This is a genomic window from Streptococcus sp. DAT741 (assembly GCF_009866825.1).
GTDB classification, from domain to species: Bacteria; Bacillota; Bacilli; order Lactobacillales; family Streptococcaceae; genus Streptococcus; species Streptococcus ruminantium.
Genome location: NZ_CP019557.1, coordinates 366,204 through 384,135 on the forward strand (window position 1 = coordinate 366,204; position 17,932 = coordinate 384,135).

At 40.0% G+C, this 17,932-nt stretch carries 17 protein-coding genes, 1 other RNA gene and 1 pseudogene; 9 read left to right on the plus strand and 10 right to left on the minus strand.

What is annotated here, in order from left to right; translation table 11 throughout:
- Nucleotides 1-47: 47 nt before the first annotated feature.
- The 3 genes from BZG42_RS01865 to BZG42_RS01875 all read right to left on the minus strand — a co-directional run bounded on the left by BZG42_RS01865 (nt 48) and on the right by BZG42_RS01875 (nt 2,074).
- On the minus strand, nt 48-932 hold the full coding sequence (locus BZG42_RS01865; protein WP_159780055.1) for an IS3 family transposase: 885 nt from the start codon (nt 930-932) through the stop codon (nt 48-50).
- Nucleotides 929-1,249 carry a transposase gene (locus BZG42_RS01870; RefSeq protein WP_159780057.1) on the minus strand — a complete coding sequence of 107 codons (321 nt, stop codon included), beginning with the start codon at nt 1,247-1,249 and terminating at the stop codon, nt 929-931. Before BZG42_RS01870 ends, BZG42_RS01865 begins: the two co-directional genes overlap by 4 nt.
- A gap of 117 nt (nt 1,250-1,366) precedes the next feature.
- Nucleotides 1,367-2,074, minus strand: a complete 708-nt coding sequence (locus BZG42_RS01875) for a UTRA domain-containing protein (RefSeq protein WP_024532798.1) — start codon at nt 2,072-2,074, stop codon at nt 1,367-1,369.
- 210 nt (nt 2,075-2,284) lie between these two features.
- On the opposite strand from BZG42_RS01875, the gene BZG42_RS01880 reads away from it, so the two are divergent.
- Together BZG42_RS01880 and BZG42_RS01885 are read left to right on the plus strand one after the other, a co-directional pair.
- Nucleotides 2,285-3,076, plus strand: coding sequence for an endonuclease/exonuclease/phosphatase family protein (locus BZG42_RS01880; RefSeq protein WP_155995458.1), 792 nt, complete (start codon nt 2,285-2,287; stop codon nt 3,074-3,076).
- 34 nt (nt 3,077-3,110) lie between these two features.
- Nucleotides 3,111-5,279 carry a PTS transporter subunit IIBC gene (locus tag BZG42_RS01885; protein WP_155995460.1) on the plus strand — a complete coding sequence of 723 codons (2,169 nt, stop codon included), beginning with the start codon at nt 3,111-3,113 and terminating at the stop codon, nt 5,277-5,279.
- A 103-nt stretch (nt 5,280-5,382) separates the two neighbouring features.
- Here BZG42_RS01885 and BZG42_RS01890 read toward each other — a convergent pair whose 3' ends face one another.
- Both BZG42_RS01890 and BZG42_RS01895 read right to left on the minus strand, forming a co-directional pair.
- Nucleotides 5,383-6,003, minus strand: coding sequence for a DUF2812 domain-containing protein (locus BZG42_RS01890; protein ID WP_155995462.1), 621 nt, complete (start codon nt 6,001-6,003; stop codon nt 5,383-5,385).
- Nucleotides 6,004-6,013: 10 nt separating this feature from the next.
- Nucleotides 6,014-6,325 carry a PadR family transcriptional regulator gene (locus BZG42_RS01895; protein ID WP_024532794.1) on the minus strand — a complete coding sequence of 104 codons (312 nt, stop codon included), beginning with the start codon at nt 6,323-6,325 and terminating at the stop codon, nt 6,014-6,016.
- A gap of 163 nt (nt 6,326-6,488) precedes the next feature.
- On the opposite strand from BZG42_RS01895, the gene BZG42_RS01900 reads away from it, so the two are divergent.
- Together BZG42_RS01900 and trhO are read left to right on the plus strand one after the other, a co-directional pair.
- A complete protein-coding gene (locus tag BZG42_RS01900; RefSeq protein ID WP_155995464.1) occupies nt 6,489-7,205 on the plus strand; it encodes a YebC/PmpR family DNA-binding transcriptional regulator in 717 nt (238 codons plus the stop codon).
- A gap of 466 nt (nt 7,206-7,671) precedes the next feature.
- On the plus strand, nt 7,672-8,652 hold the full coding sequence (gene trhO, locus BZG42_RS01905; RefSeq protein WP_155971458.1) for an oxygen-dependent tRNA uridine(34) hydroxylase TrhO: 981 nt from the start codon (nt 7,672-7,674) through the stop codon (nt 8,650-8,652).
- 62 nt (nt 8,653-8,714) lie between these two features.
- Here trhO and rsmG read toward each other — a convergent pair whose 3' ends face one another.
- Genes rsmG through recU form a run of 3 tightly spaced genes read right to left on the minus strand, consistent with a single transcriptional unit; the run spans nt 8,715 to nt 12,256 of the window.
- The gene (rsmG, locus tag BZG42_RS01910) at nt 8,715-9,428 is read right to left on the minus strand and encodes a 16S rRNA (guanine(527)-N(7))-methyltransferase RsmG (protein ID WP_120171344.1); all 714 of its coding nucleotides are present in this window, start codon (nt 9,426-9,428) and stop codon (nt 8,715-8,717) included.
- A gap of 58 nt (nt 9,429-9,486) precedes the next feature.
- On the minus strand, nt 9,487-11,658 hold the full coding sequence (gene pbp1a, locus BZG42_RS01915) for a penicillin-binding protein PBP1A (protein WP_024532790.1): 2,172 nt from the start codon (nt 11,656-11,658) through the stop codon (nt 9,487-9,489).
- Complete coding sequence (recU, locus tag BZG42_RS01920; RefSeq protein WP_024532789.1) at nt 11,639-12,256, minus strand: Holliday junction resolvase RecU; 618 nt, start codon at nt 12,254-12,256, stop codon at nt 11,639-11,641. Before recU ends, pbp1a begins: the two co-directional genes overlap by 20 nt.
- Nucleotides 12,257-12,328: 72 nt before the next feature.
- On the opposite strand from recU, the gene BZG42_RS01925 reads away from it, so the two are divergent.
- The 5 genes from BZG42_RS01925 (at nt 12,329) to BZG42_RS01945 (ending at nt 16,302) form a co-directional block, all read left to right on the plus strand.
- Nucleotides 12,329-12,862, plus strand: coding sequence for an SLOG family protein (locus tag BZG42_RS01925; RefSeq protein ID WP_032537921.1), 534 nt, complete (start codon nt 12,329-12,331; stop codon nt 12,860-12,862).
- Nucleotides 12,863-12,932: 70 nt separating this feature from the next.
- The gene (gpsB, locus tag BZG42_RS01930) at nt 12,933-13,262 is read left to right on the plus strand and encodes a cell division regulator GpsB (protein WP_024532787.1); all 330 of its coding nucleotides are present in this window, start codon (nt 12,933-12,935) and stop codon (nt 13,260-13,262) included.
- Between the two features lie 15 nt (nt 13,263-13,277).
- An RNA gene (gene rnpB, locus BZG42_RS01935) (RNase P RNA component class B) lies at nt 13,278-13,641 on the plus strand.
- 53 nt (nt 13,642-13,694) lie between these two features.
- Nucleotides 13,695-14,861 (plus strand): THUMP domain-containing class I SAM-dependent RNA methyltransferase, encoded by a 1,167-nt coding sequence (locus BZG42_RS01940; protein ID WP_155995466.1) that lies wholly within the window; start codon nt 13,695-13,697, stop codon nt 14,859-14,861.
- A 10-nt stretch (nt 14,862-14,871) separates the two neighbouring features.
- The gene (locus BZG42_RS01945; RefSeq protein WP_024532785.1) at nt 14,872-16,302 is read left to right on the plus strand and encodes a cell division site-positioning protein MapZ family protein; all 1,431 of its coding nucleotides are present in this window, start codon (nt 14,872-14,874) and stop codon (nt 16,300-16,302) included.
- 280 nt (nt 16,303-16,582) lie between these two features.
- Here the strand turns inward: BZG42_RS01945 and tnpA are convergent.
- Nucleotides 16,583-17,044, minus strand: a pseudogene (gene tnpA / locus BZG42_RS01950) (IS200/IS605 family transposase).
- A gap of 385 nt (nt 17,045-17,429) precedes the next feature.
- Nucleotides 17,430-17,912: an S-ribosylhomocysteine lyase gene (locus tag BZG42_RS01955; RefSeq protein WP_024532784.1), complete on the minus strand. Its 483-nt coding sequence runs from the start codon at nt 17,910-17,912 to the stop codon at nt 17,430-17,432.
- Between the last annotated feature and the right edge of the window lie 20 nt (nt 17,913-17,932).

Consider the following 17,932-nt stretch of genomic DNA (forward strand, 5'->3'; position numbering starts at 1 on the left):
TGTTGTGTGTCAAGCCCCGTCTAAAATAGACAGTGTAAAAAAGAATATTAGTTAGTAAGGTATGACTCCCTGAATTCCATAGGGGTCATACCTTTTAATATTTCTTGTGGTCTATCATAGTTATACCAGTCCATGTATTCTTTAATTTGTTGGCTGAGTTCATCTCTGCTATTAGGAGGAAAGAGCCGTAAGGACTCACTCTTGAGATGGGAAAAGAAATTTTCACAAGAAGCATTGTCATAACAATTCCCTTTTCCAGAATGGGAAATCGTAACACCATACTGATCTAATTTTCTGAGATAAAGTTGGTTGGTGTACTGAAAACCTTGATCAGAATGCAAGACACAAATGTGTGCGGCATCCCAATTTTCATTGAAGACGAGGTCTAAATTTTCAAAAACGAGCTGATTATCGTTATAATCTGAAAGAGTATATGCTAGAATAGAGTTGTCATAACAATCTTTTATGACGCTAAGGAATATCCTTCCCTGTTTGTGGTAAACATAACTGACATCCGTTGTTAGTTTCTGGAGAGGACGTTCTGCTTTAAAGTTTCGGGCAAGCACGTTGTAGTGGACGTGTCTTGCCTTTTCATTTATCTCACGCTGTGTGCAAGAATGATAGCGTTTCTTTCGAATTGGCGACTTCAAACCCAGAATACGCATATAGCGTAGGACAGTTTTAGGATGACAGAAAATATCGTATTTTCTTCTCAGTTGATAACAAATGAAACGATAACCTTTCTGAGTCTCATTAAAAATAGCTGTAATGACCTGTGCTAGGTCAGGGTTAAACCGCTTGTGTTCAGGTTTTCCATTGCTTAACCAGAGGTAGTATGATGACCTAGGGAAACCCAAATAGGCACATAAATGGGAGATGGAATAACGTTCTTTCAATTGTTCAACGACTTGATAAAGGTGGACTCTTCTCACTTTCTGAGGAGAGTCCTTAAGGTTTTTAAAATGTCATTCTCCATACGAAGAAAGGCATTCTGTTCCTCTATTGTCATTTCATCAAGATTGGTTGATTTTGGGCGACCAGTTGATTTAGCACCTCTTAAATCTTGGTGGAGCAATTGTGGATTTTCGCGATATTTTCTAGTCCATGTGAGGACTTGATTGTTTGATTTCAAGCCATACTTTTTTACAATTGAGTCCATACCACCACTTTTCCCACTAAGACAGTTCTTGACTACTTGTATTTTGAATTCAGGTGGATACTTTGTAAATTTACTTCCTTTTTTAGCCATGAGAAAAGAACCTCCTTATAAGAACAGTATAGTACTTTTTATACTGTCCATTATAAGGGGTTCTTTTCAGTGGAGACATTCTTTTTTGGTTAGAGAAATATTGATGAACAAAGAGTATTATCGCTTTGCCATTGATACAAAGCTCACTTTATCAGGCCGGTAGCTGATGGTTCCGTATTGGAAGGGTTGTCCATTTGAAAGATAGGTGACACTGGTGACAACAACGACCATATCATAATTCCCCAAATCCATTAGCTGTCTTTCTTCCTCATTTGCAAAGCGGAAGGAGATTTCTCGCCGTGAATGAGAAATGGTTAATTTTAGTTCTTCTTCCAAGTAGCGGTAAATAGAACTCTCAGCAATTTCCTTGCTGAGATAAGAAACAATTCTACGATCGAAGTAAGAGATTTCATACTCCAAGCGTTCGCCATCAATAGTTCGGATCCGACTAATCCGATAGAAATCTACCCTGTCATCAACTTCAAAGGTTGCCATCAAGTCTTCTTGGCCTTGAACGATATAGAGTGAGGTCAATGTAGTTTGAATCTGGTGTTGAGACTGTTTATTTAGTTCGCCAACTGTTTTGATTTCAGATAGGTACTGCTCCTTCATCAGACCATGTTCCATCACAATAGAAGACTTGCCTTGCCGCTTTTGAATGTAGCCATCCATTTCGAGGAGAGATAGGGCTTTTCGGATGGTGTCCTTGGAATAGGTGTAGATGTCCATCAACTCATTCTCAGTTGGTAAGGTTTGCCCCGCTGGCCAAATCTGGTCTTGAATTTTTTGTTTAATATCTTGATAAACTTTTTTATACTTGCTCATTATTTTTCCATCTCCCTTATCACTAGTGTACCATAAATATGCTTGAAAAGGGAAAACTAGCCAGTATATTTATTTTAACAACCCAACTTTTACGTAAAAGTTAAAGATATTACGTAAAAGATATTGACTAATGCAAACGGTTACGGTATACTATCCTTGTAAAGAAAACGGTTACGTATTTTAATAGGGAAGGAGGAGACTTTAAAAGTTATGAAATTGCTCACAGTGAATGTCCATGCCTGGTTGGAAGAAAGACAGGATGAGAAGCTGGATATTCTAGCGGAAACAATAGTTGAAAAGGGCTATGATCTTATTGCTCTTCAGGAAGTAAATCAGTTAATCGCCAGCGACTTGGTAACGAGAGACCTGCGAACGGATAACTATGGGCTGGTTTTATTAGAAAAATTGCGAAACAAAGGGGAGTCTAGCTACTCCTATTATTGGAGTCATTCCCATATTGGTTACGACAGGTACGAAGAAGGAATAGCATTTTTAACGCGTTTACCTGTTTATGAAGTAGATCCATTTTATTGTAGTCAGAACAAATCCATCGATTCGATCTTATCTCGGAAGATTATGGGATTGACTGTTTCTTATCAAAATCAGCTAATTGACTGTTATTCTTGCCACATAAATTTACCAGGAAATACGAGGGAAAACCAACTGGACAATGTTCGAACGATTGTTGAGCGAACGGGGGACCATCGTCTAAAAATCCTGATGGGTGATTTTAATACAGATGCCTTTTCTGAACAGGCAGTTTATGAAGCAATTAAGGAACTTGGTCTCTATGATACGTACGATCTAGCCCTAAAAAAGGATAGTGGCGTGACGGTGGAAAAAGCGATTGATGGATGGGCTACCCACAGTCAAGCCAAACGTTTGGACTACATCTTTTTGAATCAAAAAATGGACGTTTTAACCAGTCGTGCTATCTTCAATGGAGATAACCATCCTATCATTTCAGACCATTTTGGTGTGGAAGTTGAACTCAGTCTATAAAATGGCTTAAAGCCGAAAAAATAAAGGAGGAAATATGAAAAAATTTCTTAGTTTCGAATTTTGGCAAAAATTTGGAAAGTGCTTGATGGTCGTGATTGCAGTTATGCCTGCGGCAGGTCTGATGGTTTCTATCGGTAACTCGATTCCTTTGATTAGTCCGGAATCAGAGCTTTTGATTCGTATCGGGAATATTGTTGCTCAGATCGGTTGGGGGATCATCGGTAATCTTCATTTGCTCTTTGCTCTAGCAATCGGTGGTAGCTGGGCGAAAGAAAAGGCAGGAGGAGCCTTCTCGGCAGGCCTTGCCTTCGTTCTTATCAATTTGATTACTGGTCATTTCTTCGGTGTGAAAACAGATATGTTGACGGATGCAACAGCAACAGTTAGTACAGTATTTGGTACACAAATCCCTGTTTCTGGTTATTTTGTAAATATCTTGGGGCAACCGGCTCTCAATATGGGTGTTTTTGTGGGGATTATTGCAGGTTTTGTTGGTGCAACGACCTATAACAAATATTACAACTACCGCAAACTACCAGATGTATTGACTTTCTTTAACGGGAAACGCTTTGTACCATTCGTTGTCATCTATCGCTCCATTTTGGTTGCTCTTGGTTTGGCAATTTTTTGGCCGGTTATCCAAACCGGCATCAATAGCTTTGGGAAATGGATTGCTTCTTCACAGGAAACAGCCCCTGTTTTGGCTCCTTTTGTATACGGTACTTTGGAACGTTTGCTCTTGCCATTTGGTCTTCACCACATGTTAACGATTCCGATGAATTATACTTCATTGGGAGGTACATATGATATCTTGACAGGTGCTCAAGCAGGAACACAGGTATTTGGACAAGACCCGCTCTGGTTGGCTTGGATTACAGATTTGATCAACCTTAAAGATGCTGGTGACATGACTCAGTACAATGACCTTCTTTCCACTATCACCCCGGCACGTTTCAAGGTTGGGCAAATGATCGGTTCATCAGGTATTCTCATGGGCTTGACCTATGCGATGTATCGCAATGTGGACGCAGACAAGAAGAAAAAATATAAGGGGATGTTCCTTTCTTCTGCACTTGCGGTATTTTTGACGGGTGTGACAGAGCCGATTGAATTTATGTTCATGTTTGCAGCTATGCCACTCTACGCTGTTTATGCCTTGGTACAAGGTGCTGCCTTTGCTATGGCAGATTTAGTAAATTTGCGAATGCACTCATTTGGTAATATCGAGTTTCTCACTCGTACACCGATGGCTATTAAAGCTGGTATCGGTATGGATGTAGTTAACTTTATTTGGGTGACTGCTCTCTTTGCGATTGGTATGTACTTCATTGCCAACTTTATGATTAAAAAATTCAATCTGGCAACGGCTGGCCGTAATGGCAACTATGATACAGAGACAACAGACATTGCTTCGCATTCAAATGTCGATACAGCAGATGCCAATTCTCAAGTGGTACACATCATCAATCTGCTTGGTGGTCGTGATAATATTGTGGATGTAGATGCCTGTATGACTCGGCTTCGTGTCAGCGTTAAGGAGGTGGCACAAGTCAGTGATGAACACGCTTGGAAACAAGCAGGTGCTATGGGCTTGATTATCAAAGATTCCGGTGTTCAAGCAGTCTACGGACCAAAAGCAGATGTCCTCAAATCAGATATTCAAGATCTCTTAGAATCAGGTGTAGCCATTCCTCGTACAGAGGTAGTTGTTAGTAAAGAAGCAGGAGTCAACACTCAATTCAAAGGTGTGACAGAAACGATCTTTTCAGTTGCGGCAGGTCAAGCTATTGCTATCACAGAAGTAAAAGATCCAGTCTTCTCACAAAAGATGATGGGAGATGGCTATGCAGTAGAACCGGCAAACGGCAATGTTTACGCACCAGTTTCAGGTATTGTGACGAGCGTATTCCCAACTAAACATGCGGTTGGTATTCTATCTGACAAGGGTGTGGAAGTTTTAATTCACGTTGGCTTAGACACAGTAGCTCTTAATGGTGTACCATTCTCTGCCAAGGTGACAGATGGTCAACGCGTTGAAGCTGGAGACCTACTCCTTGTAGCAGACTTAGATGCTATCCGTTCAGCGGAACGTGAAACAACTATTATTGTTGCTTTTACAAACACAGCAGAAATCAAATCTGTTGACCTTGAAAACCTTGGTCAAGTAAGTAAAGAAAGCCAAGTTGCCAGGGTGGAGTTGTAGGCATCCATGAAAAATGGAATATATAAAAAAGATTGAAAAGATGAATTGTCGTCATAACTTTTCAATCTTTTTATTTTGAGGATTCAGGTGTAGGATACCCTGCTTACTCCCCTAAGTTTTTTATTTCCCTTTTTACTTTTTCAGCAATGCATAGGAAATAAATAGACCAAGCAAGTAAAAACAAGGGAATAATACCGCTTCTGAAGATGATAGCAAATGGGGTTTCAAATAGGAAGCCAAACCAAAAGGCAGTACCTTCTCGCTCCCAAAGTCCTGGTGTTAGGTACCACGTTTTGGGTTGCCAGAGATTATATTCATGTTGCGCTGAAGAGAGGGTAAAATATAGACAAAGAAAGATAAAAAAATAACAATAGGCAAATTTTTGATAGCGCAGGTAGAATGCTTTTTTCGATTCCTTATCTGAGAAAATGTTTGTGTCTGAAGTTGCATTCATTTTTTGAAAATAATGGACTCCATTTCGTTTACTACCTTGGATCGGTTCCCAGCCATAATCACTGAAGAGAGATAGGTAATTGGGGTATTCTTCTTTTAAAATTTGCTCACGAAAATCAAGGCGTACTGGCTTGGGGGCTGCTGTACATTTCTCAAAATGATAAGTCGCAAGTAAGGGATTGACCTTCGTTAACTGGTATCCTTGAGATTGAATCATGTTAATCCAATTTTCTTCGTCTTGTAAACTTGTGAATAATTTGCGTTTTTTCATGTGGTTCTCCTTAAAAATCAAATGTTTGTGCAAGATGACTGAGCTTTCGGATTCGCTCGGTTTCCAGTCTAACTATTTCTCGACCTGCTGGTGTGATTTGATAGACCTTTCTTCGTTTATCAGAAGTTGGAACAGAACAAATCCATTTCAGTTTCACTAAATTTTCAATCGCTCCGTACATGGTTCCGGCAGCAATTTTAACATCTCCGTTGCTCATTTCCTCTACCTTCTGCATGATAAGATAGCCATGAGCAGGTTCTGCAAGAGCTAATAAAATGTAGTAAGTCGTTTCAGTTAGTGGAAGGTGTTTATTTCGTTTCATTTGATCCCTCTCAAATAGATAGTCAAACTATATAGTTACACTTTATATTATATATCGTGAAACTATACATGTCAACTGTATAGTGAAATGAACTGAAAAATCTTCTCAATCCACCTCATTTATGGTATAATAAGGCGATTTTATAAAATGTAGGAGGTTCCCCATGGGACGTAAATGGGCCAATATTGTAGCCAAAAAAACTGCCAAAGACGGTGCTAACTCAAAAGTTTACGCCAAGTTTGGTGTTGAAATCTATGTAGCAGCGAAAAAGGGTGACCCCGATCCGGAAACAAACTCATCCCTAAAGTTTGTTATTGATCGTGCTAAGCAAGCACAGGTTCCAAAACACATCATTGATAAGGCTATTGACAAGGCAAAAGGAAATACAGATGAAACATTCGTAGAAGGTCGGTACGAAGGCTTTGGACCAAACGGTTCTATGTTGATTGTGGATACGCTGACATCAAATGTTAACCGTACTGCAGCCAATGTTCGTTCTGCTTTTGGTAAAAATGGTGGAAATATGGGAGCATCTGGTTCGGTATCTTACTTGTTTGATAACAAGGGAGTTGTTGTTTTTGCTGGAGATGATGCAGATGCTATTTTTGAATTGCTTTTGGAAGCAGATGTAGAAGTAGATGATGTGGAAGCAGAAGGTGGCGCAATCACTGTTTACACAGCTCCAACAGACCTTCACAAAGCAATCGTAGCCCTCAAAGAATCAGGCATTGAAGAGTTTAATGTAACTGAACTCGAAATGATTCCACAGTCAGAAGTAATCCTTGAAGGAGATGATTTCACAACTTTTGAGAAGCTCTACGATGCCCTCGAAGATGATGAAGACGTACAAAAAATCTATACAAATGTAGATGGCTTCTAGGACAGCATCCTAGAAGGTTGGAAATGGGAACTGTTAGGGTGTAAACTAAACTCTATAAATGCTTAAAAACAGTCTCTTAATATCGATAAATTCTCTTAGAAATGTTGATGTAGCAGCATTCTAAGAGTTTTTTTGAGATCAAAATTAAAGACATTGTTCAAAATAGATTTTTTCCTCAATCTGGATCATCACAGATGATTTACCTTATATATAGGTTCTTCTTGGAAAGTTGGCAATAGAAAACTGACAGGGGAGTCATTGCTATTGAGATAGGCGATAGAGAGACAACTGAACTGATAGGATAATTGCCTAAAAACATTACAACGTTACAAATTTAAGCTGGAAGAATGAAAATTCCAGTTCAGATTTTTGTTTTTTAGAGAGGCAAACGATATAATTTTAGAGACTCGTTTATTAGAAATGACAGAGTTTTATCATCTATTGTAAAGATTGAGAAGGAGAAATTATGTCAAAAGACATTCGTGTATTGCTTTACTATAAATATGTTCCCATTGAAAATGCAGAAGCTTATGCGGCTGAGCATCTGGCCTTTTGTAAATCCATCGGATTGAAAGGACGTATTTTGATTGCAGACGAAGGGATTAACGGTACCGTTTCTGGTGACTATGAAACGACACAAAAATACATGGACTATGTACATGCTAATCCATTGTTCAGTGATCTATGGTTCAAAATTGATGAAGAAAATGAGCAGGCCTTTAAGAAAATGTTTGTTCGTTACAAGAAGGAAATTGTTCACTTGGGTCTTGAAGACAATGACTTTGACGATGATATTGACCCACTTGTGACAACAGGTGCCTACCTATCACCAAAAGAATTTAAGGAAGCTCTACTTGATGAAAACACAGTCGTACTCGACACCCGTAATGACTATGAGTACGATCTTGGTCACTTCCGTGGAGCCATTCGCCCAGACATCCGCAATTTCCGCGAGTTACCACAGTGGGTTCGTGACAACAAGGAGAAGTTCATGGACAAGCGCGTAGTCGTTTATTGTACCGGTGGTGTCCGCTGTGAGAAGTTTTCTGGCTGGATGGTGCGTGAGGGCTACAAGGATGTTGGTCAGCTTCATGGCGGTATTGCGACCTATGGGAAAGATCCAGAGGTTCGCGGTGAGTTATGGGATGGTAAGATGTATGTCTTTGACGAACGCATTGCCGTTGACATCAATCATGTTGACCCAGTTATTGTCGGGAAAGACTGGTTTGACGGTACGCCTTGCGAGCGCTATGTCAACTGTGGAAACCCCTTCTGTAACCGTCGTATTTTGACTTCGGAAGAAAATGAGCACAAATATGTTCGTGGTTGTTCTGCAAAATGTCGTGCCCATGAGCGCAACCGCTATATCATTGAAAACAACTTGACCCGTGAAGACTGGCTAGAGCGCTTGTCTGAGATTGGCGAAGCATTGCCTGTCATGGCGTAAAGTAGAAGACTGCTAGAGTTTTCATGAGAAGATAAAAACGAGTTTCCGTAATGAAACTCGTTTTATAGTGGTCTCTTGTTGGGAATACCAGCCTTGCGTGGAAACTTATTAGGAGTTTCCTTTTTCTTTTCGACAATAGTTAATGTTCGCGGGTCACCATTTGGTAAACAGTAGTCATGGTTTTCAACAACTTTTGCAAAGAGGAGATTCAAAGCATTTTGAGCCTGTGCCAGTTCATCTTCGGCACTTGAAGCCTTTAGGGCAATGAGTTTACCGTTGAGCTTTAAGTATGGGATGGTTAACTCAGATAGAATCTGCATGCGAGCAACTGCTCGTGCTGTAACAAGGTCAAATTGGGCACGGAATTCCTTGTTCTGTGCAAAATCCTCCGCACGCCCATGATGAAAATGAACATTCTTCAAGCCCAACTCTTCAGCCAGCAAATGTAAGAAGTTGATTCGCTTATTGAGGGAGTCAATGATCGTTACATCCAGTTGGGGATAGAGAATTTTCATGGGTAAGCTAGGAAATCCTGCCCCAGCTCCAATATCTAGGAGACGCAAGGGCTTGTTTGGAATGTGGTCTTGAAGGATGGGGGCGATAGAATCATAAAAATGTTTGAGATAGACCTCATGTTCTTCGGTGATAGCTGTCAGATTGATTTTGTCATTCCATTCCACTAGAAGTTGGAAGTAGCGGTGAAATTGGTTCTTCTGTTGTTCGGTCAATTGGAGGCCTTGTTCTGCCAAAATTTTGTAAAATGTTTCAGGTTTCATGGTTTTATCTTATCATAATTTTGAAAAAAGAAAAACCCAGAAGAGTCTGGGAATTTCATTATTGACCATTGATTTGTTCGGCTGGGGGATTGTTATCAGTGGTTGTTGTATCATTTGAGGCACTAGCTGTTTCGGTTGAGGTTCCAGCAGTAGAATCGCTAGAATTGGTTGTACCGTTTTCTTCAGTCGTTTCTGTTGAGCTGGAAGAACTTGTGCTTGGGGTAGTGTATGTATTGTAGGCATTGTAAAGAGATTGGCTACCTCTAAGGTAGTAATTCGCTCCATAACGTACTAAGCCGCTAGGGACTTCCCAATCTGCTGCAGTATAATCAGAATGCATGAAGAGCATCATGTTGTGATAGACATCTGTTGCAATTCGCATACCACGATCGAGGATAGGTGTCATGCGATTGGTGTAGCCAGTCCAGACAGCCATAGCATACTGACTAGAGTAGCCTACAAAGTTTTCATCTGGAACAACCATGTAACTATTTCTAGCTTCTGGAGTATTAGCTAAGATAGTATCTGTTTCGCTATCTGTATAGTTTGAAGTACCCGTTTTACCAGCCATAGGAACACCGCTGACAGAAGCGTTGAGACCGTAACCATAAGAGAGGACAGCCTTCATCATATCTGTCATCATGTAAGCTGTTTCTTTGGTCATGACTCGAGTTCCCTTAGGAGCATACTCCGTTACTGTTCCATCACTAAAGACAATTTTGTTGACATATTGAGGGGCATAGTACGTGCCTCCATTCGCAAATGCTGCGTAGGCAGCGGCCATTTTTTCGCTACTCACACCATATTTTCTGCTAGTATCTGAAGTGTTACTTGAGATTGCGTTGGAGTAATGAATTTCTGGATAATCGATTCCGATACTATTGAGGAATTTCAAGGCATTTTCCAAACCAGTAGCTTCCAGCGCTTTTACAGCTGGGACATTTCGAGAATACTGTATGGCAGTTTTTATCGAGATGTTACCAAAATACCTCTTGTCCCAGTTGTTTACAGGAATTGTGGATGATGGATAGTTATAAGGACCATCTAGTATTGAATCAGCAGTCGAAGTATATATGCCATTTTCAAAGGCGGGGGCATAGTCCGTGATTGGTTTCATGGTTGAACCAAAGTCACGATTAGTTTCAACAGCCTGATTGAGACCAAATGAAACATTGCTTTCTTGTTTTCGTCCCCCTAATTGTGCAACAACTTTACCATTTGATACGTCCACCACAGTTGAGGCAACCTGCATAAGGTCATCTGGATAGTTGACATAGGTATCTGTATTGTAGATATTCCATAGTCTCTGTTGAGCCTCGGGGTCAACATTGGTGTAGACATCCATACCTGTTGTGAGCAGATTATAGCCGGTCTTGCTTTCAACCTCTTCAACGACTTGCTTGAGATAATTATCCATATAAGCTGGATAGGCAGTAGTATTCAGTAACGGTTGTAATCCTTCTGTTATAGGTGTTAGGACGGCTTGCTCATACCTTGCGCTATCAATATATTTTTCTTCTAGCATTTTTTTCAACACCAAATCGCGACGTGCCTTAGCATCTGCTGGGTTGGTGTAGGGATCATATTGGTTTGGTGCCTGAGGCATTCCTGCAAGGAGGGCCAGTTGAGGGAGAGTCAAATCTTTTAGTTCTTTTCTGTAAAAAGCCAAAGAAGCGGTTCTCATACCATAGTTACTGTTTGACATATAAACCTTATTGATATAATAGGTCAAAATTTCTTGTTTGGTATTGCGACGCTCTAATTGCATCGCTAACCAGGCTTCTTGGATTTTTCGTTTTAGATTTTGATCTTCTACAGATGTCGAGAAATAGGTCAATTTAATGAACTGCTGGTCAAGAGTGGAACCACCCTGAAGAGGCCTACCTCTCAGGTTGTTGATGAGTGAACCGGCAATACGGATGACATCAATTCCCCTATGATTGAAGAAACGTTGGTCCTCAATCGCAACAATCGCATTTACCAAATCTGTTGGAATATCCTCGGTCTTAGCACTTGAACGTTTTTCAGACCCCAAATCTGCAATCAGTTTACCATTTTTATCGTAAATCTTACTAGATGCAGTTGCCGTTAAAGTTTCTTCCGTCAGTTGAGGAGCGCTTTGGATATAATAGACAACCAAGGCAGCTCCGGCTAGACAGACAATAATAGCTCCTGCAAGCAAGATGTTAGCAGTCATTAGAAGCGCTTTTTTAATTGTTGTAGTTTTCAAAAGAGTCACCACCTAATAAGTTTTTTTCAACGATTTCAAGATAAGGAATACTAGGAGAGTATCCCATTTGAATCTCAAAGCCATGTTGTCGGATAAAAGCTAAGGGCATTGATTTACTACCCAGATCTACCTGATAAAAATCAATCAAGTGAATGGCTGGTAAGAGATAGGTTTCTTTCAATGTTGAAAAGTGAAGAAGGACAAAACAAATGCCACCTTGTTTTACAACCTGTTTCATGTGTTCAATCTGATGCGCATGGAAATTCTTCATGGGCATAGCTGTTTTTTGGCGTGTCTCTTTTGCCTCAAAATCAATATAGCATTTTTTAAAAACACCAGAGTAGTCAGTCGTAGAAGCCTGTCGAAAGTAGGCCTCAACAATCTTGGCCCGACTCCGTCTCGGATAGTCAACTTTTACAATTTGCACGGGAGTTGGTTTTTTGTGTATGACAGCTATTCCATGCGTTAGATAATATTGATTGCTATCGTTGATAGCAGCTTCAAAAGACATTCCGCGATTTGCAAAATTTACTCGCTGGGATGAAATAGGACTGGTTCTATTGATTTTTTTTGACACCTTGTGGGGGTAATTGACCATAGAACTCCTTCTTGATAAAATAGATATCACTACATTATATCACAAATAGCGAAAAGAGTACAAGAAATGGATATTAAGAGCCTTTTAGTGACAGGCTATAGACACATGGATTTAGGAATTTTTTCAGAAAAAGATACTCGTTTACTGATTATTAAATCTGTTATTCGACGAGATTTCATTCGTTTTTTGGAAGATGGGACCAATTGGTTTATTCTGACAGGTCAATTGGGATTTGAATACTGGTGTTTAGAAGTTTTGGAGGAATTAAAAGAGGAAGGTTATGATTTTTATGTCGCAACGATATTTATGTTAGAGAACCACGGAGAACAGTGGAATGATGCCAATCAGTTGAAATTGATTCGGTTTAAGCAAGTTGATTTTGTCAAATTTGCCTATCCAAGGTATGAGAATCCTAGCCAATTCAGAGATTATAATCAGTTTTTATTGGATAATACAATGGGAATCTATCTATTTTACGACCCCGAAAATGAAACAAATTTGAAATATTTATATCATGCGGTCTTAAAAAAGGAAGGGTATAATAAGAAAGTGCTTACCTTTGAAGAACTGAATGAGGCTGCTGAAAAATTTTCAAATTCTGAGTGATTTGACTTGATTTTTCCCTATATTTTTTAATATAATAGGAGTAGTGACGTTTTAGATTAGGGAGAGAAAAATGGCAAGTATTAAATTTACGACAAAAGATATTTTAGAGCAAGATTTTAAAATTGGTTTTCGTGGATATGACTCAGATGAGGTTAATGATTTTCTTGATGACATCATGAAGGACTATGATGCTTACGAAGCGATTATCAAGGAGTTAAAAGGTGAAATTGCTCGTTTGAAAGCACAGGTGGCTAACGCTTCTAAGGCGGCTCTTCCTACTGAAGAATCTAATGATGTACTCCGCACAGAACGTCAATCTTCAGCAACAAATTTTGATATTCTCCGTCGCCTCAATCGTTTGGAGAAAGAAGTATTCGGAAAACAAATCGTTCAGGACTAAGAGAAATAATGTGCAATTTTTGGATAATCGCGTGGTAGCATGCTATCATGAGGAAAGTCCATGCTAGCACTGGCTGTGATGCCGGTAGTGTTTGTGCTAGGCGAACAAATAAGCCTAGGGACGTCTTTGACGTTACGGCGGCTAAAATGGCTACGTCCTTCGGATATGCCAAAGTAGGTCTGAAAGTGCCACAGTGACGAAGTTTTTATGGAAACGTAAAAAATGGAACGCGGTAAACCCCTCAAGCTAGCAACCCAAACTTTGGTCGGGGCATGGGATGGATGGAATCGAACAGAAATCCTGACTGCAATGCAGTAGACAGATGATTATCGAAGGTGGTAGAACCTAGTATCACCGGAACAAAACATGGCTTATAGAAAATTGCATAGAATAGGTGGCTAGCTCTGCTAGCTTTTATTGTAGAGGAAAAAAATGAAAAAACAATTTGAATTGATTGCGACAGCGGCTGCTGGTTTAGAAGCAGTTGTTGGTCGTGAGATTCGTAACCTTGGTTATGATTGTCAGGTGGAAAATGGACGTGTTCGATTTGTAGGAGATGTAAAATCTATCATCGAGACCAATCTTTGGTTGCGTTCGGCTGATAGAGTTAAAATTGTTGTCGGGCAATTTCCAGCAAAAACCTTTGAAGAATTGTTTCAAGGGGTCTTTAGGCTAGATTGGGAGCATTACTTGCCGCTAGGCTGTAAATTTCCCATATCAAAGGCTAAATGTGTCAAGTCTGCCTTACACAATGAACCCAGTGTGCAAGCCATTTCTAAGAAGGCTGTTGTTAGGAAATTGCAGAAGCATTTTTCGCGTCCAGAAGATGTCCCTTTGCAAGAAGTTGGTGCAGAGTTTAGGATAGAAGTATCTATTTTAAAGGATGTAGCAACGGTCATGATGGATACGACAGGTTCAAGTTTGTTCAAACGCGGCTACCGAGTGGAAAAAGGCGGAGCTCCGATTAAAGAAAACATGGCAGCAGCAATTTTGCAACTGTCTAACTGGTATCCTGACAAACCGTTTATTGATCCCACTTGTGGTTCAGGAACTTTTTGCATTGAGGCAGCCATGTTGGCAAAAAATATTGCCCCCGGATTGCAGCGCAGCTTTGCTTTTGAAGAATGGCCGTGGGTTGATTCCCAGTTGGTAGCAGAGTTACGAAAAGAAGCACAGGCCATGATTAAGACGGACTTGGTGTTGGATATTGCTGGATCTGATATTGATGCTCGCATGATTGAGATTGCTAAGAAAAATGCTCTTGCAGCAGGAGTTGATCAAGATATTGTCTTCAAACAGATGCGGGTTCAAGATTTGCGAACAGATAAGATAAATGGTGTTATTGTTTCTAATCCCCCTTACGGGGAGCGTTTGTTGGATGATGAAGCGATTGTTGCTTTATATCGAGAAATGGGACAAACATTTGAACCACTTAAGACCTGGTCCAAGTTTATCCTAACAAGTGACGAACAGTTTGAGACTCGCTTTGGATGCCAAGCTGATAAGAAACGGAAATTATATAACGGTACCTTGAGAGTCGATCTTTATCAATTCTTTGGACAACGTGTCAAGCGTCAAACACCAGAAGTACAAGTATAGGAGGACTATTGTGGCAGAAAGTAAAAAGCAACTTCCTTTGGATGAGGAAAAAGTTTTAGATTTTGAAGTAGCAAAAGATTTGACGATCGGAGAGGCAGTCAAAAAACATAAGGAAATTGAAGCTGGTGTAACAGAAGATGATAGTCTTTTAGACCGTTATATCAAGCAGCACCGTGAAGAGATTGAATCGCAAAAGTTTGAAACCAAGGCCAACCATTTACCTTTGATTGAGACAATGGCGGATGAAGAATCAAGTCTTTCTGAAGAGTTGACTGAGGAACTCGTTTCTGCAAATGAGGAAGTCAATCCGGTTGTAGAAGAGCTTTCCGAAGCATCATTGGAAACTTTGGAGGAAACAGTAGTTGCTAGTGTAGTTGCAATGGACGAATTAACCACTTTTTCGGATTCTTCTGATGGAGAACTAGAAGAAGAGGTTTCTTGGGAACAGGAGGAGACGGCAGAGGAAGAACGCAAGAAAAAAGTTTACTTCTGGTCTGCGGCAAGTCTTCTATTTGTGGGTGTAGTAGCTACTGCTTTTATGTGGATGAACTCTGTAAATAAATTAACAACGACTGGCACATCAACCAGCTCAACTAGCACCAGTCAGACTTCATCAAGTGTATCAAGTTCCTCAGATACTAATAGAACAGCTTTTGAGCAACTCTATAAGAGCTTCTTTACAGATAGCAGTCTTGCAAAATTAAAGAACTCAGAATTTGGTAAGCTCGCAGAATTAAAGACTTTATTGGACAAAATAGATAAAAATTCTGATAGCTACAAAAAAGCAAAGGAGCAGTATGATCGTCTTGAAAAAGCAATTGCTGCTATTCAAGCTATCAATACTCAGTTTGATAAAGAAGTGATTGTGAACGGTGAAATTGATACGACGGCTACTGCTAAAGCTGGAGCTAACTTTTCTGCGACAACGACAGGAATTAGTTCAGTAGATAGTTTATTGACCTCGGTTGTGAATTTTGGGCGTTCACAGCTGGAAAAAGCTTCAGCTACGGTAGCAAGTAGTCAAAGCGTCAATACAGGAGAATCTACAAGTGTTCCAGCGACAACAGGCGGAACCAGTGTAGCGGAGAACTCTGCGGTAGCTGCGGCAGGTACGGTATCACATTTTGGCATTCCAACTCCGGCAGGTGTAGCCTTGCAGCGTGATCGCAGTCGTGTACCCTACAATCAGGCCTTGATTGATGATGCAGCCAACACTGCTTGGGTGTTTGGTTCAGGAATACTTGAGAATATCGTTGCTATTTCACAACAGCGTGGCTACATCACTGGTCATCAGTATATCTTAGAAAAAGTCAATATTATCAATGGCAATGGTTACTACAATATGTTCAAACCTGACGGTACCTACCTGTTTTCTATCAACTGCAAGACAGGCTACTTTGTAGGAAATGGTGCGGGTTACTCAGATGCATTAGACTATTGAGAATCATAACCACCTGTCAAGTAGATGGTTTGAACAAGGGCTATAAGCCCATATTACCAGAGCTTGGGACAATCGTCCAATCTCATATATAAAAAGCGAACAAGCCAAGATTCTGATTGTCAGAAAACTAGTTTTGTTCGTTTTTTTCTTCAATTATTGATCTAAAGGCCTTGATAATTAAGATTTTCAAAAATGAAAATCTTTTTGTCCCAGACTCTTTCACTTTGTTCAAGCCTTATCGCTCTTGAGTTGTCACAAACCTCTTAAAGAGGTATTCACATTACTTACCATTATCCCTAAGGGGATCTTTATACTCTTTCACACTCAGCTTGTCGAGTGCAATGTCATTTTTTTCTGTTCTTGAATGTATTTTTGATAGTGGCTTCGTTAAGTCCTACCGGGCTTACGTAGTACCCTTCTGCCTAAAAATGGTGATTGCCAAATTTGTACTTGAGATTGGTGTGTTTATTGAACATCATAAGAGCATTCTTACTCTTTAGATATCCCATGAGACTTGAAACACTAATTCTTGGCAGAATACTTACCAACATGTGTACGTGGTCGGGCATGAGATGACCTTCTATGACATCAACTCTCTTGTAACTACATAGTCTGTGGAATATCTCACCTAAGCTACTTCGATATTGATTATAAATGATTTTTCATCTATACCTGGGGTGAACATAATGTAATGTTTACAACTCCACTTTGTGTGCGATAAACTATGTGTCTTTTGTGCCATATTTTTCTCCTTTTGCTTTACAATTGGCTTGAACCCCTTTATTGTGACGCGTTTGGAGATTTTTTGTATAACATCCAATGCACACCCGCATAGCGGTGGTTTATTGTTTCGCACCTACGGAGTGAAACGGACTAAAATCACATAAAATAAAAAAACGGCTCTTGCCGCTTCAGAACGTAGACAACCCCTTAAGTATAACTTTTGGAAACCTACGATAATGTTGTTCATCTTTCAGCTTTTAGAAACGCTATTATTTCGACGTTTCTGGGAGTTTTTGCTGTCAGCTGTAAAGAAAAAGATTGAAGATTTTGACCAAAATGAACTTTCTCTTTAACCTGAAGTGGCAAGAGCCGCTTTTTGTCTTGCATGATGCTATTCTTTAAAACTAAATTGGTTTTCTTTCAAAAGCATCTGTCGAAATTCCCTGAGCTAAAATCAATTTTGCCCATTCTTTGGCTGAATGAAGACTATGGTCTTTGTAATTTCCGCATGATTCGATAGTTGTTCCGGGGACATCTTCCCAAGTGATACCTTCTGCGATTTCTTCTAAACTTGATTTAATAGCTTGAGCAATGTCACGAGAATCTTGTTTTCCCCACATAATCATGTGAAAGCCTGTTCGACAACCGAATGGAGAACAATCAATTAGCCCATCAGTGCGCTGGCGAATGAGTTTGGCTAATAGGTGTTCAATAGTATGTAAACCAGCAGTATCCATAGCATTTTCATTAGGTTGAATGAGACGAATATCAAAGTTCGTGATAGTGTCTCCTTTTGGTCCCATTTCCTCGGAAATAAGGCGAACATACGGGGCTTTAACACTGGTGTGGTCCAGTTCAAAACTTTCCACAGTGACTTCTTTTTTCATAGCTTCCTCCAATATTGTGA